We start from the raw sequence: 19,612 nt of genomic DNA on the forward strand, positions 1-19,612 counted from the left end.
TGGTCGTCCTGGTCGCCGGCTGCGACCGGGTGCCGGCACCACCGTGTTCGGCGCGGTGCCTATCGTAGGCACCGCGGTCCGGCGCTTCCGTCCGTGCCGACCGTACGCCAGGGGAGGATGCCATGCCGTCGCGGCGGGACCAGGTCCAGTCGTACCAGTTCTTCGTCCAGCGGATGACGTCCGCGCTCGTGGCGCGCGAACCTGATCCGGAGGCCGCGCCGTTCCGGCGGCTCGGTGGCGCCGGCTTCGCGGGCATCATGGTCGCGGTGCTCTGCCTCGCCGCGGTGGGCGTCTACGGCCTGCTGCGTCCCGGTGGCGCCACCAAGTGGAAGGCGGGCGGGGCGGTCGTCCTCGAGAAGGAGACCGGCACCCGATACGTCTACCGGGAGGGCCGGCTGCACCCGGTGGTCAATTACTCGTCCGCGCTGTTGGCGATGGGGTCGGCGGTGCCCACCGTCTCCGTCTCCCGGAACTCGCTGGTCGGCACGCCGCGCGGCCCCCGGATCGGCATTCCGGACGCACCCGACGCCCTGCCCGACCCGAAGCGGATCCTCTCCGGGCCGTGGACGCTCTGCACCCAACCGGCCCGGAACCAGGCCGGTGGGACCGTGGCCACCACCGTCCTCACCGTCGGCAGGGCGCCCAGCGGCGGACGTGAGATGGGCGATACCGCGCTGTTGGTCCGGGACACCAAGACGAGCCGGTTGCACCTGATCTGGCACGACCACCGGTACGAGATCCGCAACCAGAAGATCGTCCTCGAAGGGCTCATCATGACCGCGGAGCCGGTGGTCGAGGTGGGCGGGGCGTGGCTCAACGCGCTGCCCGCCGGCGAACCGATCGGCACCCGGACGGTGGCCGGCCGGGGTGAGCCGTCGGACGCGCTGCGGGATGCCCGGGTCGGCCAGATCTTCGTCGTGGAGAGTCAGAACGGCAGCCGCCAGTACTACCTCGCCGACCGGGAGCGGCTGGCTCCGCTGACTCCGCTGCAGGCCGACGTGTTGCTGGCCGACCCGGAGACGCGGGGGTCGTATCCGGACGGGTCGACGCCCCGGGCGGTACCGCTCGCGGCCGGCACCGCCGCAGCCGCTCCCAAGGCGTCGGTCCCTGCGGCGGGGCCTCACCGCGCGCCCGACCAACGCCCCGAGGTCGCCCGGCTGACCGGCGACCAGCCGGCCGTCTGCGCCGGCTACCAACCGGGGCACGACGAGCCGACCCTGCTGTTGGACGCCCAGGTGCAGCCGGTGAAGGAGCCGGTACGCACCGGCGAGCAGACCGGCGACGGCATCCCGCTCGCCGACCGGGTGGTCATCGAACCCGGGTACGGCGTGCTGGTCGCCGCCATGCCGTCGCCGGACGCCCCGACCGGCACCCTGAATCTGGTCACCGACCTGGGTTACCGGTATCCGTTGGCCTCCGAAGATGTGCCGGGGATGCTCGGCTACCAGGGTGTGCGGCCCGTCGAACTGCCGGCGAGTCTGGTCGTCCGGCTACCGGCCGGCCCCGCGCTCGACCCGGCGAGTGCGAAACGGGCGCTGGACCCGGAGTGACCGCACCCGCCACAGTGGCGCACGTTGCGGGTTCGAATGCAGACCGGCCTAGCGTCGGCTGGACGCGACCCGTTACGGTTCGTACGAGAAATGGTGCACGAGCGCCGTAACAATGGCTGCCCCCAGCGACGCGGGGCGATCGACGAGGACGGGGGTGACTCCACCATGACGATGCGTACCGACACCGGCTTGATGGTGAAGACCGAGGGTGACGTAGATGCCGTCGCCGACCGGCTCACCAGCAACCTGAACGGGCTGATGGACCAGCTCACGCCGCTGTACGACCAGTGGAAGGGTGCTGGTGCGGGCTCGTTCCAGCAGGTTCGCGAGCGGTTCGACCAGGACATGGCCCGGTTGAACGTGGCACTGCGTGCCATCGCCGAGGCCGTCGGGTCCGCCGGTAAGGACTACGACGTCAGCGACGAGGAGATCCGGTCCGAGATGGACTCTGCCGGCGCCACCGCCGGCCAGATCACCGCGGCGCTCAAGCTCTGACGGGGAGGGGTTCCGAGATGGAGATCCGTTACAACTTCGGTGCGTTGAACGCCGCGGCGGACAGCTGCGGTGGTGCCATGCGAAACCTGACCGGCGAGCTCGACGGGCTCAAGTCCGGCATCGCGCCGCTGCTCGCGACCTGGGACGGTGACGCCCGCGAGGCGTACTTCCGTCGGCAGAACGACTGGGAGTCGGCCGCCAACGACCTGCGTGACCTGCTCGGCCGGATCGAGAAGGCGCTGCGCGAGTCGGCGGTCAAGATGCAGGCCCGCGAGGCCGCGAACCGGGCGAAGTTCGGCGACTGAGCCCAACCGTTGAGTGTCGATGGCCCGGCCCCGTGCCGGGCCATCGTCGTTCCCGCCATCGTCTGACGACGCAGGCCCGGCTTCGGACGCGCATTGACGACGCAGGCCCGGCCTCGGGCGTGCCCTGACGACGCAGGCTCGGCTTCGGGGTTGTCTTCAGCCGCGGGGCAGCGAGGTGGGCACCCGGAAGAACGCCTCCTCGGGCTCGTCGACCTCCCGGACCGGGGGTGGCGGCGCTGCCGGCCGGGTCGGCCGCCACCGCAGGCGACGTCCGCGCGGCAGCAACGAGGCCGCCGCGCCGATGGCGAGCGCGATGGCCGCCACCACCAGCCCGCCCCAGAGCGCCACCCGGCCGAAGACGCTCCACCGCTGCGCGCGCTCCTGCGCCGCCGGGTCGTACGACGGGTCGGGCAGCGGGGGCTGGGCCACCGGAGCCCCCTTGGTCAGCCGCTCGGTGACCGCCCGGTACGGGTTCAGCACGCCCTGTCCGTAGCCCTGCTCCGGATTCCCGCGCGCCGGGTCCACCGTCGCGACCAGCCGACGGGTGACCTCCGCCGCCGACAGGCCCGGCTCGGCGGAGCGGATCAGGGCGGCCGTCGCGCTCACCAGCGGGGCCGCGAAGCTGGTGCCGCTCCAGACCGCGTGGCCGGAGAGACGGGTCGCCGCCACCACCGCGCCGCCGGGCGCCACGAGATCGACGTACGGCCCGACCTGCGACTGCTTCACCCGCGCGCCCTGCTGGTCGATCGCGCCGACCCCGATCACACCCTCGTAGGCGGCGGGATAGGGCACCGGGTCGGGACGCTCGCCGTCCTGGTGCAGGTTGCCGGCGGCGGCGATCAGCACCACGTCCTTCTCCCGCGCGTAGCGGATCGCGCTCTCGACGGCGGGGTCGGGGCGGTAGAGCGTCACGGACATGTTCACCACGTCCGCGCCATCGTCGACCGCCCGGCGGATGGCCTGCGCGAAGACCGCTGTGGAGACGCTTCCGCCCTGGTCCTCCCCGCCCTCGTTGCCGGCCCGTTCGCTGACCCGGATCGGGACGATCGTGGCGTCCGGGGCTAGGCCGTGGAAGCCGACGCCGTCCTGCGGACGGGCGGCGATGAGGCTGGCGACCGCCGTGCCGTGCGAGACGCAGTCGACGTCGCCGCCGGCGGTGCCGCGCAGCGCGTCGAAGCCCTTGGCCACCCGGCCGCTCAACTGGGCGTGGTTGCCGTCGGAGCCGGAGTCGATGACCGCCACCCGCACCCTCGCGCCCGTGCTGAACGGCCACACCCGTTGCGGCGCGAGCCACTGCTGGTGCCACGGGGTCGCGCTGATGACCTGCCCCGGATCGCTCGGGTTGTCACAGACCGCCGGGGCCGCCACGGCCCGCGCCGGCGTGCCGAGGATGGTCGTGCCCGTCAGCGCCACCACCAGGGCAGCAGCGGACGTACGACGGCCGAGGGCCATTCCGCGCTCACCTCCAGTCTGCACGGCGTCGGTGCATCGTAGCGATCCTCGGAACTGGACCGGATACCCCGATGTCGCGCCGGTTCAGTATGGTCGACCTGTCACGCCGTCGGTCGGATCGCGGCGGCACGTGGACGTGCAGGGGGAGGACGCCATGGACACGCAGGCGATGCGCGCCCGGGCCGACGAGCTGATGGCCCAGTTCGAGCGGATGCGTTCGGGCGTGGGTGACCTCCAGCAACGACTCAAGGCCGTGAACGCCACCGTCACCTCCGACGACGGGTTCGTCACCGTCACCGTGGGCCCCCGAGGCCAGGTGGTCAAGGTGGAGTTCGACCCACGCATCTACCGGCGGCCGAACTCGAAGGAACTCTCCGCCACGGTCACCGACACGATCCGGCGGGCAACCGAGAAGGCGATGGCCGACGTCGAGGAGCTGTTGCGGCCCTTCGTGCCGGACAGCCAGTTCCAGGCGTACATGGACCACGACCTGGACGGCATCTTCCGTCAGCTGGACAGCGAACTTCCACGGGAGGACGACCGATGAGTGACCCGAACGAGACCTTCGTCAACCCCGACGGCGCGCGGGACGGCGGCCGTCGGCTCGGTGTCGCCGGCTCGACGCTGGCCAGCCGCTGGGCGCAGCACGCGGCCACCATCTCCTCGCTCAACGCCTCGGCCCCCTGGGGCACCGACGAGCCGGGCAAGGAGTTCAACAAGCACTACCTGGAGGGTAAGGACGCCCCCGCCACCAGCGTCCTCACCGGCGGCAAGACGATCGTCGACCTGGTCAAGGTGCTGGGTCCCGACGTGACCAGCGCCGTCGACGGCACCGTCGAGGTCGACGACATGGTCGACAAGTGGTTCGGCGGCGAGGACAAGTAACCTCCCACTCTCGGGCGGTCAGGTCAGGGCAGAGAGGCACAACAGGTGGCGGTACCGAATCCCAAGGCCTCGCTCGGCGAGTACGCGTGGGTCTGGGACGCCATCTGCTGGGTCAGCGCCGGTGAGGCGTGGCCCACCGGCGACGAGGACCGGATGCGCGACCTCGCCGACGCGTGGAACGGCCTCGCCGAGACGATCAACGACGCTCTCGCCGACGCCGACCCGGCCGCCATGAAGATCCTCCAGAACTGGGGCGGCGGTGCCGGCGAGGCGTTCGGCCAGCTCTGGAACCAGCTCGGCGTCGATCCGGGCACCGGCCTGCCGTTGATCCAGGAGGCAGCGTCCGCCTTCGCCAGCGGCTGCGACAACGCGGCCATGGAAATCGAGTACGCGAAGCTGACGGTCCTCATCGCCGTGATGATCACCGTAATCGCGGTCTTCGTGGCGCTGCTGATGGCCTGGCTGGGTGGGGTGTCGGCCGGAGCGATCCCGGGCATCCTCGCCGCCGGCCGGCAGGCTGTGACGGTCGCGTTCCGGCGGCTGATCGCGCAGATGGGCCGGCAACTCCTCACCCGCGCCGGGATGCAGGCGGCCCTGCGCACCGTCGGCACCCAGATCACTCGGCGGGTCACCAGCGAGGCGCTACGCAACGCCGGACGGCGGTTCGCCCTCGAACTCGCCGAGGAGGTCGGCGAGGAACTCATCATCGACATCGGCGCCCAGGCGTACCAGATGAACGCCGGCACGCGGACGGAGTGGGACGTCAAGCGTACCGCCACCGCGGGCATCGGCGGCGCCTACGGCGCGATCCTCGGCACCGGCCTGAACGCCGGCACCCGCTTCGCCCGCAACAACGTGGCGCCCCGGATGCCGGTCTCGTTCAGTCCCCCCGCGATGAACTTCCGGGGCGCCGGGGTCGTCCGCTGGGGTGGCAACTCGCTCGCCGCCGGCCTGCAGAACGCGGTCATCTCGCCAGCCGCCAGCGTTCTGGCCAACGCCACCATGACCGGGCAGTGGAACATGCCCGGGGCTGACGCGTTCCTCGGCGGCTTCGCCAGCGGTGCCGGTCGCGGCGGGGCCACGATGGCGGCCAGCAACCTCGGTAGCGGCATGGCGAACCTGCACAACCGGCTCGCCGGCTTCGACCCCGGCACCACGACGGGCACCGGCACCGGCACCGGCACCACGACGGGCACCGGCACCGGGAACCCGACGGTCGGCGGGGCGAACCTCGGCAACGGCACGGGGACCGGCGCCGGCACGGGAACGGGCAGCGGTGCCGGCAGCGGCGGCGCGGGCTCGACCTCGGGTTCCGGTTCGGGCAGCGGGTCGGGTTCGGGGTCGGGTAGTGGCTCGGGGTCGGGCTCCGGTTCAGGGTCGGGCAGTGGGTCCGGCTCGGGTTCGGGTTCCGGTAGCAGCTCGGGTTCGGGCAGTGGGTCGGGCTCCGGCTCGGGCAGTGGGTCCGGCTCGGGCAGTGGGTCCGGCTCGGGCAGTGGGTCCGGCTCGGGTTCGGGCAGCGGTTCGAGCGGCAGCAGCCAGGGCGACGGGAGCGCCGACGCCGGCCCGAGCAACGCGCCGACCTCCGGGTCCGGATCGATCTCGCTCGCCCCACCGACGGCCGACGCCGGCGCCCCGCCGGCTGCGGACACGTCCGACACGTCGGCCACGGGCACGTCCGACACGGGCACCAGCCAGGGCACCGATCCGGGCACGAGCGACGGTACGCCGGCCGCCGGTACCCCGGTCACCGCCGATGCGCCGGGCACTGGCCTGGTCACCGACCAGGGCTCCGCCGACGCCGGTACGGGCACGGGCTCCGACTCGATTTCCTCGACCACCGGCGGCATCCAGGACGGGTCGTCCACGACCAACGTCGGCAATTCCGTGGGGCCGTCCTCCGAGTCCACCGTGGATCTTCCGCCGTCGCAGACCACCGACCACTCGGGGACGAGCGACACCACGTCGGACTCCGCGGCTGATCCGCTCGCCGGCGACCAGGCACCCGCGGTCGTACCTGGCACGACGGTGGGCACCTCCGTAGCCGGTGGACCTCCCGGCACCGTGCCGACGGCGCCGAGCAGCGGCGGCACCACCACGAACCCGGCCGTGGTCGGGTCGACGGCAGCGACGACCGCACAGCCCACTGCCACCACGAACGCTCCCGCCACGAACGCGTCGACCGCAAACGCCCCCACCACGAACACGTCGGCCACGAACGCGCCCACCACGAACGCTCCCGCCACGAACACGAGCAGCCAGACCGGGACGGGCACCCAGGCCGCGCCGGCGACCAACACCGGTACGAACACACAGCCGACCACCGGCCGCCCGACACCCACCGTCAACCCGACCACGGCGAACTCGGCGGGTTCCATTTCGCTGGGGCCCGCCACCACGCCGTCGACCAGCGCCCCGACGACGAGCACCGCGCCGGCCAGCGGCACCAACCAGGGCACCCCGAACCAGCCGGGCACCCCGGCGCAGCAGGGCACGACCAGCCAGCCCGGCACCGGCCAGGCCAGCCCGTCCGGACGGCCGGAGGGTACCCCGCTGGTCGGTGTCGGGCCCACGGACGTCGCCGCGGCGCCGGACGGCTCGACCCGCCCGGACGCCACGCCGGCCGTCCCCGACGCGACCGGGACCAACCCGTCGAGCACGCCGGACCCGTCGGCAGGCCCGGACGCCAACACCGACGCGACGACGGACCCGGCGGATGCAGTTCCGGCCCAGCGGACCTCCGCCGACGGCGTGGTGGTCGTCCCGGTGTCGACCGGCAACGGTCCGAACAGCGGCACTCCGACCGCGCCGAACGCCAACAACGGGCCGGTCGACCCGACCACGCTGACCCGCTCCACCAGCCCGACCGGTCGTGGCACCTACAGCTGGCACCTCGACCCGATCACCGTCCCCGGCGACCCGAGCGGCCCGGACGCCGAGCGGATGCTCATCGAGGCGTCCCGGACGCTGGCCGAGACCGTCCGGACTGCGGTCAAGGCCAAGACGATCTCCAAGGGCAAGATGCCGGGCATGGCGGGCGCGCTGATGATGCCGAACGGCGACATCACCACCCACACCAGCATGAGGCCCGACAAGGGCACCACGCCGCCGACCCAGCCGGCGGTGCACCCGCTCGCTCAGGCTGCCCTCGGCCGGACCGCAGTCGCCTTGGGCAACAGGACTGGCGCCGGCCACGGCCAGTGCGCTGAGGTCGCGCTGGTATCGGATCAGCTCTACCGGCTTGAACAGCAGTGGCGAACGGTTGGCGAGCCAGGGACCTTCGAGCAGTACGCCCTGGACGCCTTCCAAGGGTCGAAGATCGTCACGCACCAGGTCGCCACCGGATTCGATGACACTGGGGTTCGGTACGACCTGGGCCACTACCGGGCCCCGTGCCGTTCCTGCACGCACTTCCTGCCGCAGTTCAACGTCGATCCGATCACGGATCCGGACAGGTCGCCGTCGGTCTACCAGCCGCCGGTGCCCGGGGTGGTCGGCAACGGGCGACCGCTGAGCGACTCCCGTCCGTACGGGGATCCGCAGGGCCTGGTGCCACCGGACCAGGCCGACCAGCAGGCACTGGACGATGCCGTGCCCCGCAACCCGGACACCGGCCGGCCGGAGGTGCACCCTGACCCCCGCGTGGGCAACTGGGCGGGCCTGGTCAACGACGGGGGCCCGACGGTCCCCGGCCGGGACCGGAACTGCGCCGACGCCGGTCTATCGTTCCTGTCCACCTGGTTCGGTCGGCCGGAGGTGGCAGCGGCCACGGCGGACGCGACGACCGTCGAGCGCAACAGCACTGCCCGGCAGGAACAGGCGTTGCGCACCACCTTCAGCCACCGCGGCACCGGCACGTCCGGACTGGCCGAGATCGCCGCCGCTCTTCGGGACGCCGGCCACGGCTCGGCTGCCCTGATCATCACCACCTCCACGGACTCCAGCGGCCGGGCACACACCTGGAACGCGGTGAACCACAACGGGACGATCGTGTGGGTCGACGTCCAGGCGCGGACGGTCTCCGACACCGGCCCGATCTACAGCGCCGGTGTCGACAACGTCTGGTCCATCACGCTCGATGCCCAAGGTGACCCGATCACGCCGGGCGTCACCCGGACCGACACGGACGCCCCGACCGCCGGACCGGACCCGGTGCCGCCACACTCCACCGCACCGGCGGATCAGAACTCCGAGATGAGCGCCGGCGACCCCACGGCCGCCCAGGACCAGTCGGGCGCCGCAGAGAGCGACTACCTGGGCGAGCTGTCGGGCACCGAACGGGCAACGCTGCTCGACGCCGTCGCCGCGGCCCAGCAGGACGCCGACCAGATCCTCGCCGAACTGCAGGGAGTCGCCGCCGACGTCAACGCGCAGCTCGGGCTGACCGGCGAGGACGCGCTGCGGACGCTGGGCGAGGAACACCGGGTCAAGGGCGCGGAATCGCTGGCCCGCAAGTTCCGCACCGAGCTGGCGCCGATGGGCTATGACCTGGACAGCGCGCTGCAAACCGTCAACGACGTCGTGCGTTTCTCGGTTCGCGGCCCCGAGTCCGAGGCGTACGGGCCGGCCGTCGACCAACTGCTCAGCACGCTGGAAGCCAGCGGCTACCAGGTCACCGACCTGAAGAACTTCTGGCATTCCGGTAACCGGTTCTTCGGGCTGAACTGCACGCTGGTGTCCCCGAACGGCCGTACCTTCGAACTGCAGTTCCCGACAGCGACCAGCTACGCCATCGGTAAGCAGACCCACGTCCCGTACGAGGTGATGCGGGATCCCGCCTCGCCCGTCGTCGCGCAGGTCCACGCGTACCTCGACATCTTGGCGATCAACAAGGCGAACGGTGCGGCGGCGGCCATGCCCGGGGGCATGGACAGTCGGCCGGAGCGATTCGGTACGCCGAAGGACACCAGCTTCGCGGCCTGGGCTGCCAAGCCGGCCCAGGCGGATCTCTTGCAGGAGTACGCCGCCGAGTTGGCCGCGCAGGGCCGTACGTTCGAGGAAGCCCTCGCCGAGCGAGGGTTGGACGCCTCCGACCTGCCCGGCTTCGATCCCGCCTCTCTGGGGAGCACAGATGGCCGAACCCAACTTCCGATACCACCTGTTGTTCCGCCCGGACAATCCGGAAGTGCCGGTCAACGTGATCGCGCTGCTCCGGAGCAGCGGACCGACCCAGGCCGTCATCTGGGATCGGCCGACCAAAACGTGGAACTTCCGACCGGACGTGGCGACGGCGATCCTGTACGCGAATCCGGAGCGTCATCTGACCCGAGCGGTCGACCGGGCCACGGCGGAACGGGAGACGGCCCACTTCACGACGGTTCCGCTGCCGACGGAAACGGAGTTGACGGAGATCTGCCGCCAGGCGACCTGACCGTCGACGACCCGGCGGCCGAGGAGACGGCCGACACGTCGACCGAGGAGACGGCCGGCGAGCAGACCGTCGAGGAGCCGCCCGGGGACGACGACCAGGCCCAGGGCTACCCGGACATGCAGGGCTGGCCAATGCCGGACACCCGGCGTTTCGGGCCGGACGAGCTGGCGCCGCTGGAGGATCCCCAGTTCCAGGACGATATCGCCGACAGCCTCTGGACCCCCGACGGGTACGCCGTCTTCGCGGATCCGTCCACCCACCCGTACGGCCAGCTGATCAACGACGGTGGGGTGGGCCAGCCCGGCCGGAGCAACAACTGCATCGACTGCTCCCTGGCGGCGCTGGCCAGCTTCTTCGGCGATCCGCAGGTGGCCCTGCCGCGCTGGCCGGACCAGCTCGAGGACGGCTCTGTCGACACCGCGACCGGTGAGCTGGACGGCTTCGGCCGGGTGCAGAGCTGGATCGGCGGCGAGTGGACCGGCGACAGCGACGCGCTGCCGTCCACTCCCGCCGAACGCGCTGCGGCGGTGACCGAGCGGTACCAGCAGCTCTACCAGCGGATCCAGGACGCCGGTCCGGGGTCGGCCGCGGTCGTCGTCGTCGAGTGGCTCGCCTTCGACGAGAACACCGGCGAGCCCCAGCTCGACGAAGACGGCAACGTGCGCGGGGCCGCGCAACACGCCTTCCTGATCGTCTACCCCGAGGGCGCGGACGGGCCGGTCTGGTGGGACCCGCAGCAGGGCGACACCATCTCGGACGTGCTGCCCGGCGACTATGTTGATGGGACGTACGACCTGTGGTCGATGGAGGTGCAGCCGAGCGATGCCGATGACCAGGGAGGAAGCCCGGCAACTGATGACCCGCCTGCTGGGGACCAGCAACCCGGTGGCGGTGTTCCCGTTCGAGTTCGGCTGGGCGGCCCAGGAGACGCTCTCTCCGCAGGAGCGGGCACAGGGCAGGCATCTGGGCCAGGGGGTCTTCATCATCGACGAGACGGGAGTGGTGACGGCCCATCCCAGTCTGCCGCCACCCCTGGTGATCAAGCGGTACGCGGCGGCACGCCGCGAGGGCCGGGTGACCGGGCGGCAGGTGTGGCCGAAGGTCGACCAGCCGGACTGACCTCAACCGACGTCGACGCTGACGTCGATGCCGACACGACGGCACCGGGCCTCGACACCGACACCGACCACGCCGCGCAGCCGGCGACCCCGGGCAACAGCGACACGTCCACCGACGGCAGCGTGGCGACGAGCGAACCGATCACCGCGAGCGCACTGCCCGGCACGGCCTTCCATGGCGAGGGACGGGCGCAGGCCGATCCGGACGCCGTCCTCGACCAGGCGCGGGCCGCGCTGCCCGGCGTGGCCGCCCACGCCGGCGTGCAGGCCGTGACCGCCCTGACCGACGGGACGTACCAGGTCACCCGCGCCGACGGCAGTCAGTTCAACCTCCGGGTGACCAGCGGGCCGGTCGCCGACCGTGCGGCCGCCAGCAGCGTGTTCGACACCGACGGTACGGCCGTGGTGACCGTCTCCGACCGGGCCGCCGACGCGGTGATCGGGCGTGCGCTGGCGCACGAGGTTGCCGAGCTGTCCGCCCTCGGGCAGCCGTTGGCGGAGGGCGCGTCGGTCGTCACGCCGCTCACCCGCGCCGACGTGGCCGAGCTGGTGACGGCCGCGCACCAGGTCCGGACCGCGGACAAGTGGTCCCGGTCGGCTGCGCGACGCGAGCTGGCCGCCATCGTGGACCGGCTGGGCCTGCGTGACGGCATGCTCGGCGCCGAGCAGCGAGTCGCGGCCCTGCCCGCCGAGGCGCGGGCCGCGCTGGCCGACGCGACCAGCCAGCGTTCGGCCCGGACGAGCGAGCGCTCCCGGCTGCGCGCCGACCGCCGCGCCGCCGAGGCGGAATCGAATGCCCGCCCCCTCGGTCTGCCCCGGATGCGGACGTACCTGGTCACGCATCTCACCGTGAACTCTCTCCTGGCCGCGCTGGCGGCGAAGCTCACCCTGGACGCCGGCGGCCGGCCGGAGGTCGCCCTGATGCTGGGCGCCGGCGCGCTCGTCGGGGCGATCGCCACCGGACCGGCGAAGTGGCTGGCCAAGCGGGCCGGCCTGGTTGCCGAGGACCGGCGGGCGCGGTACGACGCTCGTCAGGACGCCCGCAGCGCCGCGGAGACGGACACCACCACCGGGGAGGCGCTCGCCGCCCGCACCGGCGACGCGACCTCGGCGCTTCAGGAGCTGGGCGAGGCGGTGACCGGGCTCGGCGAGCAGGCCGCGGCCGTCCAGGAGCAGCTGCGCCAGAACGAGCGCCGGCACCGGCTGATGGGCCGGCCCCGCCGGTTCGGGCCGGTCGGCGGGGACCCTTCGGCGGCGACCGGCCGCGACCCCGGCAGCGGTACGCCGACGTCGACCGACGGCCAGAGTGGTCCGCCCGTCGTCGGGTTGACCCCGCACGAACATGGGCGGCTCGCCGAGTTGCGCAGTCTCGTCGCCCGTCACGACGGGGCGCGGCCGTGGTCCCGGCTCAGCACGGGCCGGGAGATCCGGGCGCTGCTCGACAACCTCGGGCTGCGGCAGGGGACGCCGGGTGCGAACCAGCGCCGGGACCTGCTGCCGGCCGACGTGCGGCCGCTCGTCGACCGGTTCGGCGACTCGCGGACGACCGCGGTCCGGGAGCGGGCCCGGGTCGTCATCGGCCGCCAACCGGCCGACGGGCAGCGGCCGGGCAAGGTCGCGCCCTGGTGGATCTCGGTGGCGGAGACCGCGCCGAACCTGCTGACGGCCGCCACGATCGCGGGGGTCGGTGACCTCCTCGGCCAGCTGAAGTTCGGCTGGTTCGGCATCGCGGGCGCGCTGGCCGCAGCGGCGACCGGCGCGGCGGTCGACCCGGTGATCTCCCGCAAGGAGGCCGCCGCCAAGGACGCCCGGGACACCTGGGACGCGGAACACCCGGCGCTGCCGGCGGAGGCGCTGCTGTCCCAGGCGGCCGAGGCGCTCGCCGACCCGATCGGCGCGGTGGCCGACCGCGCCGCGACCGCCGCCCGACGGACGGCCGACCTGGAGCAGCGCCTGGCCGACCTGGAGCGCCGGCTCGCCGAGTCGCAGCGCCGCAACGGCCTCGCCGACTCGTTCCGCCGCCTGCTCTTCGGCGACCCGGCCTGGGCGGGGCTGGCCGCGCCGGACGTCACGACGACCCCCGGGCCCCGCGCGTCGACCGATCCGGCGACGTCGACCGACCCGGCCGCTGCCGGGCCCCGCGACCCGCGCGACACGGCCTCGCTGCGACGGCTTGCCGAGCTTGCCGCGCGGCACGAGTCCGCGGGCCTGCTGGCCCGCCCGTCGGTGGCCCGGCAGCTGCGGGTCATGGTCGACCAGCTCGGTCTGCGGGAGGGCACGCCGGGCGCGGATCAGCGCCGTGAGCTGCTGCCGGCGGAGCTGCGGCCGGTGGTCGAGCGGCACGGGCGTCCGGGCCTGGCCGACCGGGCGGCACGGCTGCTCACCCGCCCGCCGGCACAGGCGACGGACAGCGCCCAACGGCCGAGCAACGTGCCGAGCATCGGGGTCTACGCGGTCGAGCAGACGCCCGGCCCGTTGGTTCAGGCCGGGACGACGGTCGGGGTGGCCAAGGTCCTCCAGGTCGCCGCCGGGGCCGGGCCGGTCGGCATGCTGGCCGGTGGGCTCGTCGGTCCGCTCCGCGACCTGCTGCTCAAGCGCGTCGAGGCCCGGATCAAGGACGCCCGCCGGACCTGGGACCTGGCCAACCCCAACCCGGCGACAGACCCGACGTCACGGGTGGAGGGGCTCGCCGGCCCGTCGGCGACGGCCGTGACCGACGCCGCCCGGCAGCTCGACGCGGCTTCGCGGCGCCTCGACGACATCAACGCGACCATGGACCGGGTGGCGCAGAGGCACACCGCCTCGGCCGGGTCGACCGAGACCTCGACCACGCCCGGTAGCACGACCACGGCCGGTAGCACGACCACACCCGACCCGGCCGCCAGCGCGCCGGACCCGGCAGCCGCACCGGACCCGGGCGGGACGCCCGATGCGACCGGTCCGGAACGGTTGAGCAGGGCCGACGCCTGGGAGTTGCAGACGGCCGCGCACCAGGTGCGTACCGCTGATCCCGTCTCCCTGAAGCCGGCCCTGCGCGAACTGCACGCGGTGATCGACCGGCTGGGTCTGCGGGATGGCATGCTCGGGGCGCCGGACCGGATCGCGCAGCTGCCCCCCGAGGCCCAGCAGGTGGTCGCGGAGTTCGGCGGCGACCGCGCCGGCCGGACGCGGCAGCTCCGCACGCTCCGGGCCGAACGGCGGGCCGCCGAGGACGCCCGTCCACCGGGCATTCCCCGCCTGCGCACCTACCTCGTGTCGAGTGTGCTGACCACCGGGGCGACCGCCGCCGCGGCGACCGCGGTCGCCGTCGCGGTGGCCAGTCCGCTGGCGCCGGTGATCCCCATCGCCGCGGTGGCCGCCGCGCCGGTGATCGGGGTGGCGAAGTGGCACGCCAAGCGGCAGGGCCTCGCCGCCGACGACGTGCGCAGCCGGTTCGACGCGCGCAGCGACGCCCGGGCCGCCGCCGACCGGGTGGACCAGGTCGTTGACCGGCTGAACGAGCCGATCGCCGAGCTGGAGCGGGCCGCCGACCGGCTCGAGGGCCGCCTGAGCGCCGCCGAGTCGACCACCGGCCGGCTGGCCGAGCGGCTGGCGGAGACGCACCGCCGCACCGGTCTGCTCTCCCGCCTCTTCGGCACCGTCGGCAGCGGCCGGACGGACCCGGCCGCGACCGGTCCGGAGAACGGCACCGGCCCGGCGGCCGGCCCGAACCCGGAGGGCAGCGGCGACCCGGACAACGGCGCCGACCCTGGGCGGATCACGGCGGCGGCGGTACCGAACTCGGGTTTCCACGGTCTGGGGCGGCCGGCGGCCGACCCGGCCGCGGTGCTGGACCTCGCCCGGGCCGCGTTGCCGCAGGTGGCCCCGTACGCCGGGGTGGACGAGGTCGCGGCGGTCGCGCCGGACCGCTTCGAGGTGCGCGCAGCCGGCCTGTTCCCGCTGCGGGTGGAGCTGACCGCCGGCCCGCTGACCGACGGGGTGGTGGCCCAGTCGACGCGCAATCCGGACGGGTCGTTCACGGTGACCGTCTCGGACCGGGCCGTGGACGGCGTCATCGCCCGGGCGCTCGCGCACGAGGTCGCGGAGCTGGTGGCGCTGCACGAGTCCGGGCAGGCCCTGGTCGGACCGCTCGACCCGGGCAACGTCGACGGGCTGATCGACCCGGCCGGCCTCACCGCGCACGACCGGGGCCGGATGGCCGAGATCCGCCTGCTCGCCGCCGAGTACGAGGCCGGCGACCAGGCCACCAGGCTCGCCGTACGCGCCGAGATCGACGCCCTCGTCGACCACCTCGGCCTGCGGGTGGGCGATTTCGCCGCACCCGCGCGGTGGGCCGCCATCCCGCGGGACGTGTTCACGCACCTGGTGCGCCTGAGCGTGCCGTCGGTGACGCCCGAGTCGGTCACCCAGGTGCTGCAGGGCGGCCCGGCGCTCACCGACGTCGAGCGGTTCCGGATGATCGACTATCGGGCCCGACTCGCCCCGGACTTCCAGGTGCCGTCGACCACCGAACTCGACGCGCGGCTGCGCGAGCTGGCGATGCAGGGCGAGCAGGCCCAGAGCAGCCTGCCGCGGATGCCCGCGTACGCCGGGCAGATCATCGCCATGCCGCCGGCTCACCTGGACCTCATCCGGCAGGTGGATCCGCAGCTCGCCGACCGGATCGCCGCCGAGGGCGTGTACGTCGACCTGACCGGCCAGTTCGACCTGCGACCGTACGCGGTGGACAGCCAGCCCGAGATCGACCTGGGTGACGCGCGGCCGGCGTTCGACCTGGGTACGCCGGCCGGCAGGCAGGCCCTGCTGGTCGAGGACCGGGTCCGGGCACGCGCCGCGCTACGTGGTCTCGCCGGTGGCCAGCCGGTCCCCCTGCTCGCCACCCACGACTTCCACTACCTGGGCGCGGGCCGGGTGATGGGCCTGGTGCCGGACGCGCTGACCCAGGTGCTGCGCGGGTTCAGCCCGATCGCCGAGGCGACGACCGGGGAGACCACCGCCACCGCCTCCGGCCCCGCGGAGACCGCCGCGGTCGCCGACCGGGTCACCCTGCCGGCCGCCGAGGCGGGCACCCCGGCCGTGGCGTACGGGCAGGCGCTCGACAGCCAGAACGGCCAGCCGCCGCCGCTGTTCGACGGGCCGCCCAAGCGCGAGGACGTGCAGCAGGGCATGCTCGGCGACTGCGGCATGATCGCGGTGATCGGCGCGGTGGCCGGCCACCTGCCCGCCGCACTCGCCGACCTGTTCCACGTCAATTCGGACGGCACGGTGGACGTACTGCTGCACGAGAGCAGCCTGCCCGGCCGGTCGGTGACGCCGACCGGGCGGCGGCTGCGGATCACCGTGCAGCCGAACGTACCGCTGCGACCCGGCCCGGACGGCCGGACGGCCTACGCGGACCAGTCGTCGGTGGGCGTGGCCTGGGCCTCGCTGCTGGAGAAGGCGATCGCCGCGATCGACCGGACCTGGACGCAGGAACGCCACGACCAGTGGCAGCAGCAGTGGACCAACCGACCCGGCGTGGCCGACACCCAGGCTGCCCCGCTCGGCTACGCGCGGCTGAACAACGGCAGCTCGCGACTGGTGCAGGCGGAGCTGCTCACCCAGCTGACCGGCCTGCCGACGTCGGTGGACCAGCTGGACACCGCGCCCGGTCAGGAGGCGGTCGCCGAGGCCCGGCTGGCGGAACTGCTGGCCGTCGGCAGTCCGGTGATCACCGGCACCCGGCCGGCATCGGCGTACCAGACCGCGACGCTTCCGCACGGCCTGTACGCCGGGCACGCCTACGAGGTGGTCGGCGTCGCCAACGGTCAGGTGCAGTTGCGTAATCCGTGGAACAGCAGCCACCCCACGCCGATGTCGGTGCGCGCCTTCCTCGACCTGATGAGCCCCTGGTACGCGCACGTCGAGCTGGCCCGTACCACTACCACCGCGGTGCCGAACTCGTCTTTCGACGGGCTCGGTCGGCCGACGGCTGACGCCGCGGCGGTGGTGGACGCGGCCCGGGCCGCGCTGCCCACGGTGGCTGGCGCTGCGCGGGCGGACCAGATCGTCGCGGTCACCCCGGACCGTTTCGAGGTGCGGGTGGCCGGCCTGGACCCGCTGTCGCTGAACGTGGCGGCCGGCCCGCTCGCCGACGGCGTGGTGGCCCAGACGGTGCGGAACCTGGACGGCTCGTTCACGCTCACCGTGTCGGACCGGGCGACTGACGCCGCGGTCACCCGGGCGCTGGCGCACGAGGTGGCGGAGCTGGTGGCGCTGCACGAGTCCGGCCAGGCTCTGGTCGGTCAGCTGGACGCCGACCACCGCGACGGGCCGATCGACCCGGCCGGTCTGACCGCGCAGGACCACGGCCGGCTGGCGGAGCTGCGGATCCTGGCCGCGTCGTACGCGGGCGCGGATCCGGCGACCCGGCTCACCCTCCGGGCCGAGATCGACGCCCTGGTCGACCATCTCGGGCTGCGCCTGGGCACCCCGGACGCGCCCGCCCGCTGGGGCGTCCTCCCCGGCGACGTGGCCACCCACCTGATGCAGTTGAGCGTGCCGCTGGTGACTCCGGAGTCGATCACCGATGTGCTCGGCGGCATCCCGGCGAGCACCGTCGAGCGCTTCCGCGCGATCGACTACGGGGCCCGGCTGGCTACGGGCTCCCAGGTGCCCTCGGCCGCCGAGGTGGATGCCCGGCTGCGTGAGCTGGCCGTCCAGGGTGAGCAGGCGCAGTCCAGCCTGCCCCGGATGCCGGCCTGCGCCGGGCAGATCATCGCCATGCCGCCGGCTCAGCTGGACCTGATCCGGCAGGTGGATCCGCAGCTCGCCGACCGGATCGCCGCCGAGGGCGTGTACGTCGACCTGACCGGCCGGTTCGACCTGCGCCCGTACGTGCTCGACCGCGCGCCGGAGTTCTGGCTGGCGGAGTCGCGGTCGGCCTTCGACCTGGGCACGGAGGCGGGGCGCCAGTCGCTGCTGGCCGAGGACCGGGTTCGCGCCCGGGTCGCGTTCCGGGCCGAGTACGGCGCGAACCCCGCCGCCATGGCGGTGCTGAACACGCACGACTTCCACTACCTGACCAACGCCCGGGTGCTGGCCCTGGTGCCGGACGTACTCACCCGCGCGCTGCGCGCGTCGGTGCCCGGCGCACCGCCAGTGGACGTGGAGGTCGACGCGACCGTCACGGCCGGCGAGACCGTGGTGGTCGCCGACCGGGTCACGCTGCCGGCCGCGGAGCCGGGCCAGCCCGTCCCCGAGTACGGCCGGGCACACCACGCGCAGACCGGCCAGACCGTTCCGACCTTCGACGGGCCGCCCCGCCGGGAGCAGGTGCGGCAGGGCATGCTCGGCGACTGCGGGATGCTGGCCAGCATGGCCGCCGTCGCCGCCCACCGTCCGGACGCCATCGCCGGGCTGTTCCAGCCCAATCCGGACGGCACGGTCGACGTGCTGCTGCACGAAAGTGCCCTGCTCGGGGACTCGATCAACCCGACGGGCCGGCGACTGCGGATCACTGTGCACCCGGACGTGCCGCTTCGCCCTGGCTACAACGGTGCGACCGCCTACGCTGATCAGTCGGTGAACGGCAGCTCCTGGGCGTCGCTGTTGGAGAAGGCGCTCGCGGCGGTCGACCGCACCTGGAGCACCGAACGGCACGAGCAGTGGCAGCGCGACTGGCGGTCGTGGCACAGCCCGAAGGATCCGCACGTGGCCGCGCCGACCGGCTACGCCCGGCTGGACGTCGGCAGCACCCCGCGGATGCAGGCCGAGCTGCTCACCCAGCTCACCGGAGTGCCGAGTCGCGCCGAACAGTTCGACACGACGCCGGGGCGGGAGGCAGCCGTCGAAGCCCGGCTGGCCGCACTGCTGGCCGCCGGCAGCCCGGTGATCACCGGCACCAAGTCGGAAACGGAATACCCCGCATCGATCCGTAAGAAGCTTCCGCACGGGCTCTACGCCGGTCACGCCTACGAGGTGGTCGCGGTCGGCAACGGTCAGGTGCAGCTGCGCAATCCGTGGAACAGGGACCACCCGACGCCGATGACCGTGCGGGAATTCCTCGATCTGATGAGCAGGGGCTTTGCCCACCTGGAGCCGCAGCCGACTCCGCCGCCACCGATGGCAGGTCCGCCAGCGGCGCCGCCGGCCGTCCCCACGCCGCCGATCGCCACGTCGGACCCGCACACCTTGGGCCGCACCGATCTGGAGGACGAGCGCTACACCCTCGTCTACTACGCCCTGCTGGCCACCAACGGTACGGTGAGTGGCCTGGGAGTGGTCGAGTCGTCTGAGCGGGGGCAGCGCTCGGCCCACTGGACGGCGGGCGGGGCACCGCCCGGTCCGGGGGGCTCGCTGCCGGTCGGCCGGGCGGAGGCCGAGCGGATCGCCCGGGAGGTGCTCGGCTTCTCGCTGCCCGACGAGGCGACGCTGCACGACATGCTGAACGGGTGACCG

7 protein-coding genes are annotated in these 19,612 nt (G+C 73.5%); 6 read left to right on the forward strand and 1 reads right to left on the reverse strand.

Annotated features, from left to right (window positions below; translation table 11 throughout):
- Positions 1-122 precede the first annotated feature (122 nt).
- The 3 genes from eccB to ACGFZ2_RS13750 all read left to right on the forward strand — a co-directional run bounded on the left by eccB (position 123) and on the right by ACGFZ2_RS13750 (position 2,350).
- On the forward strand, positions 123-1,550 hold the full coding sequence (gene eccB, locus ACGFZ2_RS13740; protein WP_393453239.1) for a type VII secretion protein EccB: 1,428 nt from the start codon (positions 123-125) through the stop codon (positions 1,548-1,550).
- Positions 1,551-1,715: 165 nt separating this feature from the next.
- Positions 1,716-2,045 (forward strand): WXG100 family type VII secretion target, encoded by a 330-nt coding sequence (locus ACGFZ2_RS13745; protein WP_393257938.1) that lies wholly within the window; start codon positions 1,716-1,718, stop codon positions 2,043-2,045.
- Between the two features lie 17 nt (positions 2,046-2,062).
- Positions 2,063-2,350 (forward strand): WXG100 family type VII secretion target, encoded by a 288-nt coding sequence (locus ACGFZ2_RS13750; protein ID WP_393257936.1) that lies wholly within the window; start codon positions 2,063-2,065, stop codon positions 2,348-2,350.
- A 156-nt stretch (positions 2,351-2,506) separates the two neighbouring features.
- Here ACGFZ2_RS13750 and mycP read toward each other — a convergent pair whose 3' ends face one another.
- Positions 2,507-3,802 carry a type VII secretion-associated serine protease mycosin gene (gene mycP, locus ACGFZ2_RS13755; protein ID WP_393453241.1) on the reverse strand — a complete coding sequence of 432 codons (1,296 nt, stop codon included), beginning with the start codon at positions 3,800-3,802 and terminating at the stop codon, positions 2,507-2,509.
- Positions 3,803-3,956: 154 nt separating this feature from the next.
- Between mycP and ACGFZ2_RS13760 the strand changes: the two genes are divergently transcribed.
- Genes ACGFZ2_RS13760 through ACGFZ2_RS13770 form a run of 3 tightly spaced genes read left to right on the forward strand, consistent with a single transcriptional unit; the run spans position 3,957 to position 19,609 of the window.
- Complete coding sequence (locus ACGFZ2_RS13760; protein WP_393257931.1) at positions 3,957-4,349, forward strand: YbaB/EbfC family nucleoid-associated protein; 393 nt, start codon at positions 3,957-3,959, stop codon at positions 4,347-4,349.
- Entirely contained in the window at positions 4,346-4,687 is a 342-nt protein-coding gene (locus tag ACGFZ2_RS13765; RefSeq protein WP_393257929.1) for a hypothetical protein, read from the forward strand. Before ACGFZ2_RS13760 ends, ACGFZ2_RS13765 begins: the two co-directional genes overlap by 4 nt.
- 45 nt (positions 4,688-4,732) lie before the next feature.
- Positions 4,733-19,609, forward strand: a complete 14,877-nt coding sequence (locus tag ACGFZ2_RS13770) for a toxin glutamine deamidase domain-containing protein (protein ID WP_393453244.1) — start codon at positions 4,733-4,735, stop codon at positions 19,607-19,609.
- Positions 19,610-19,612: the final 3 nt, after the last annotated feature.

Origin of the sequence: Micromonospora sp. NPDC048063 (assembly GCF_043202855.1) — a bacterium.
Lineage (GTDB): Bacteria > Actinomycetota > Actinomycetes > Mycobacteriales > Micromonosporaceae > Micromonospora.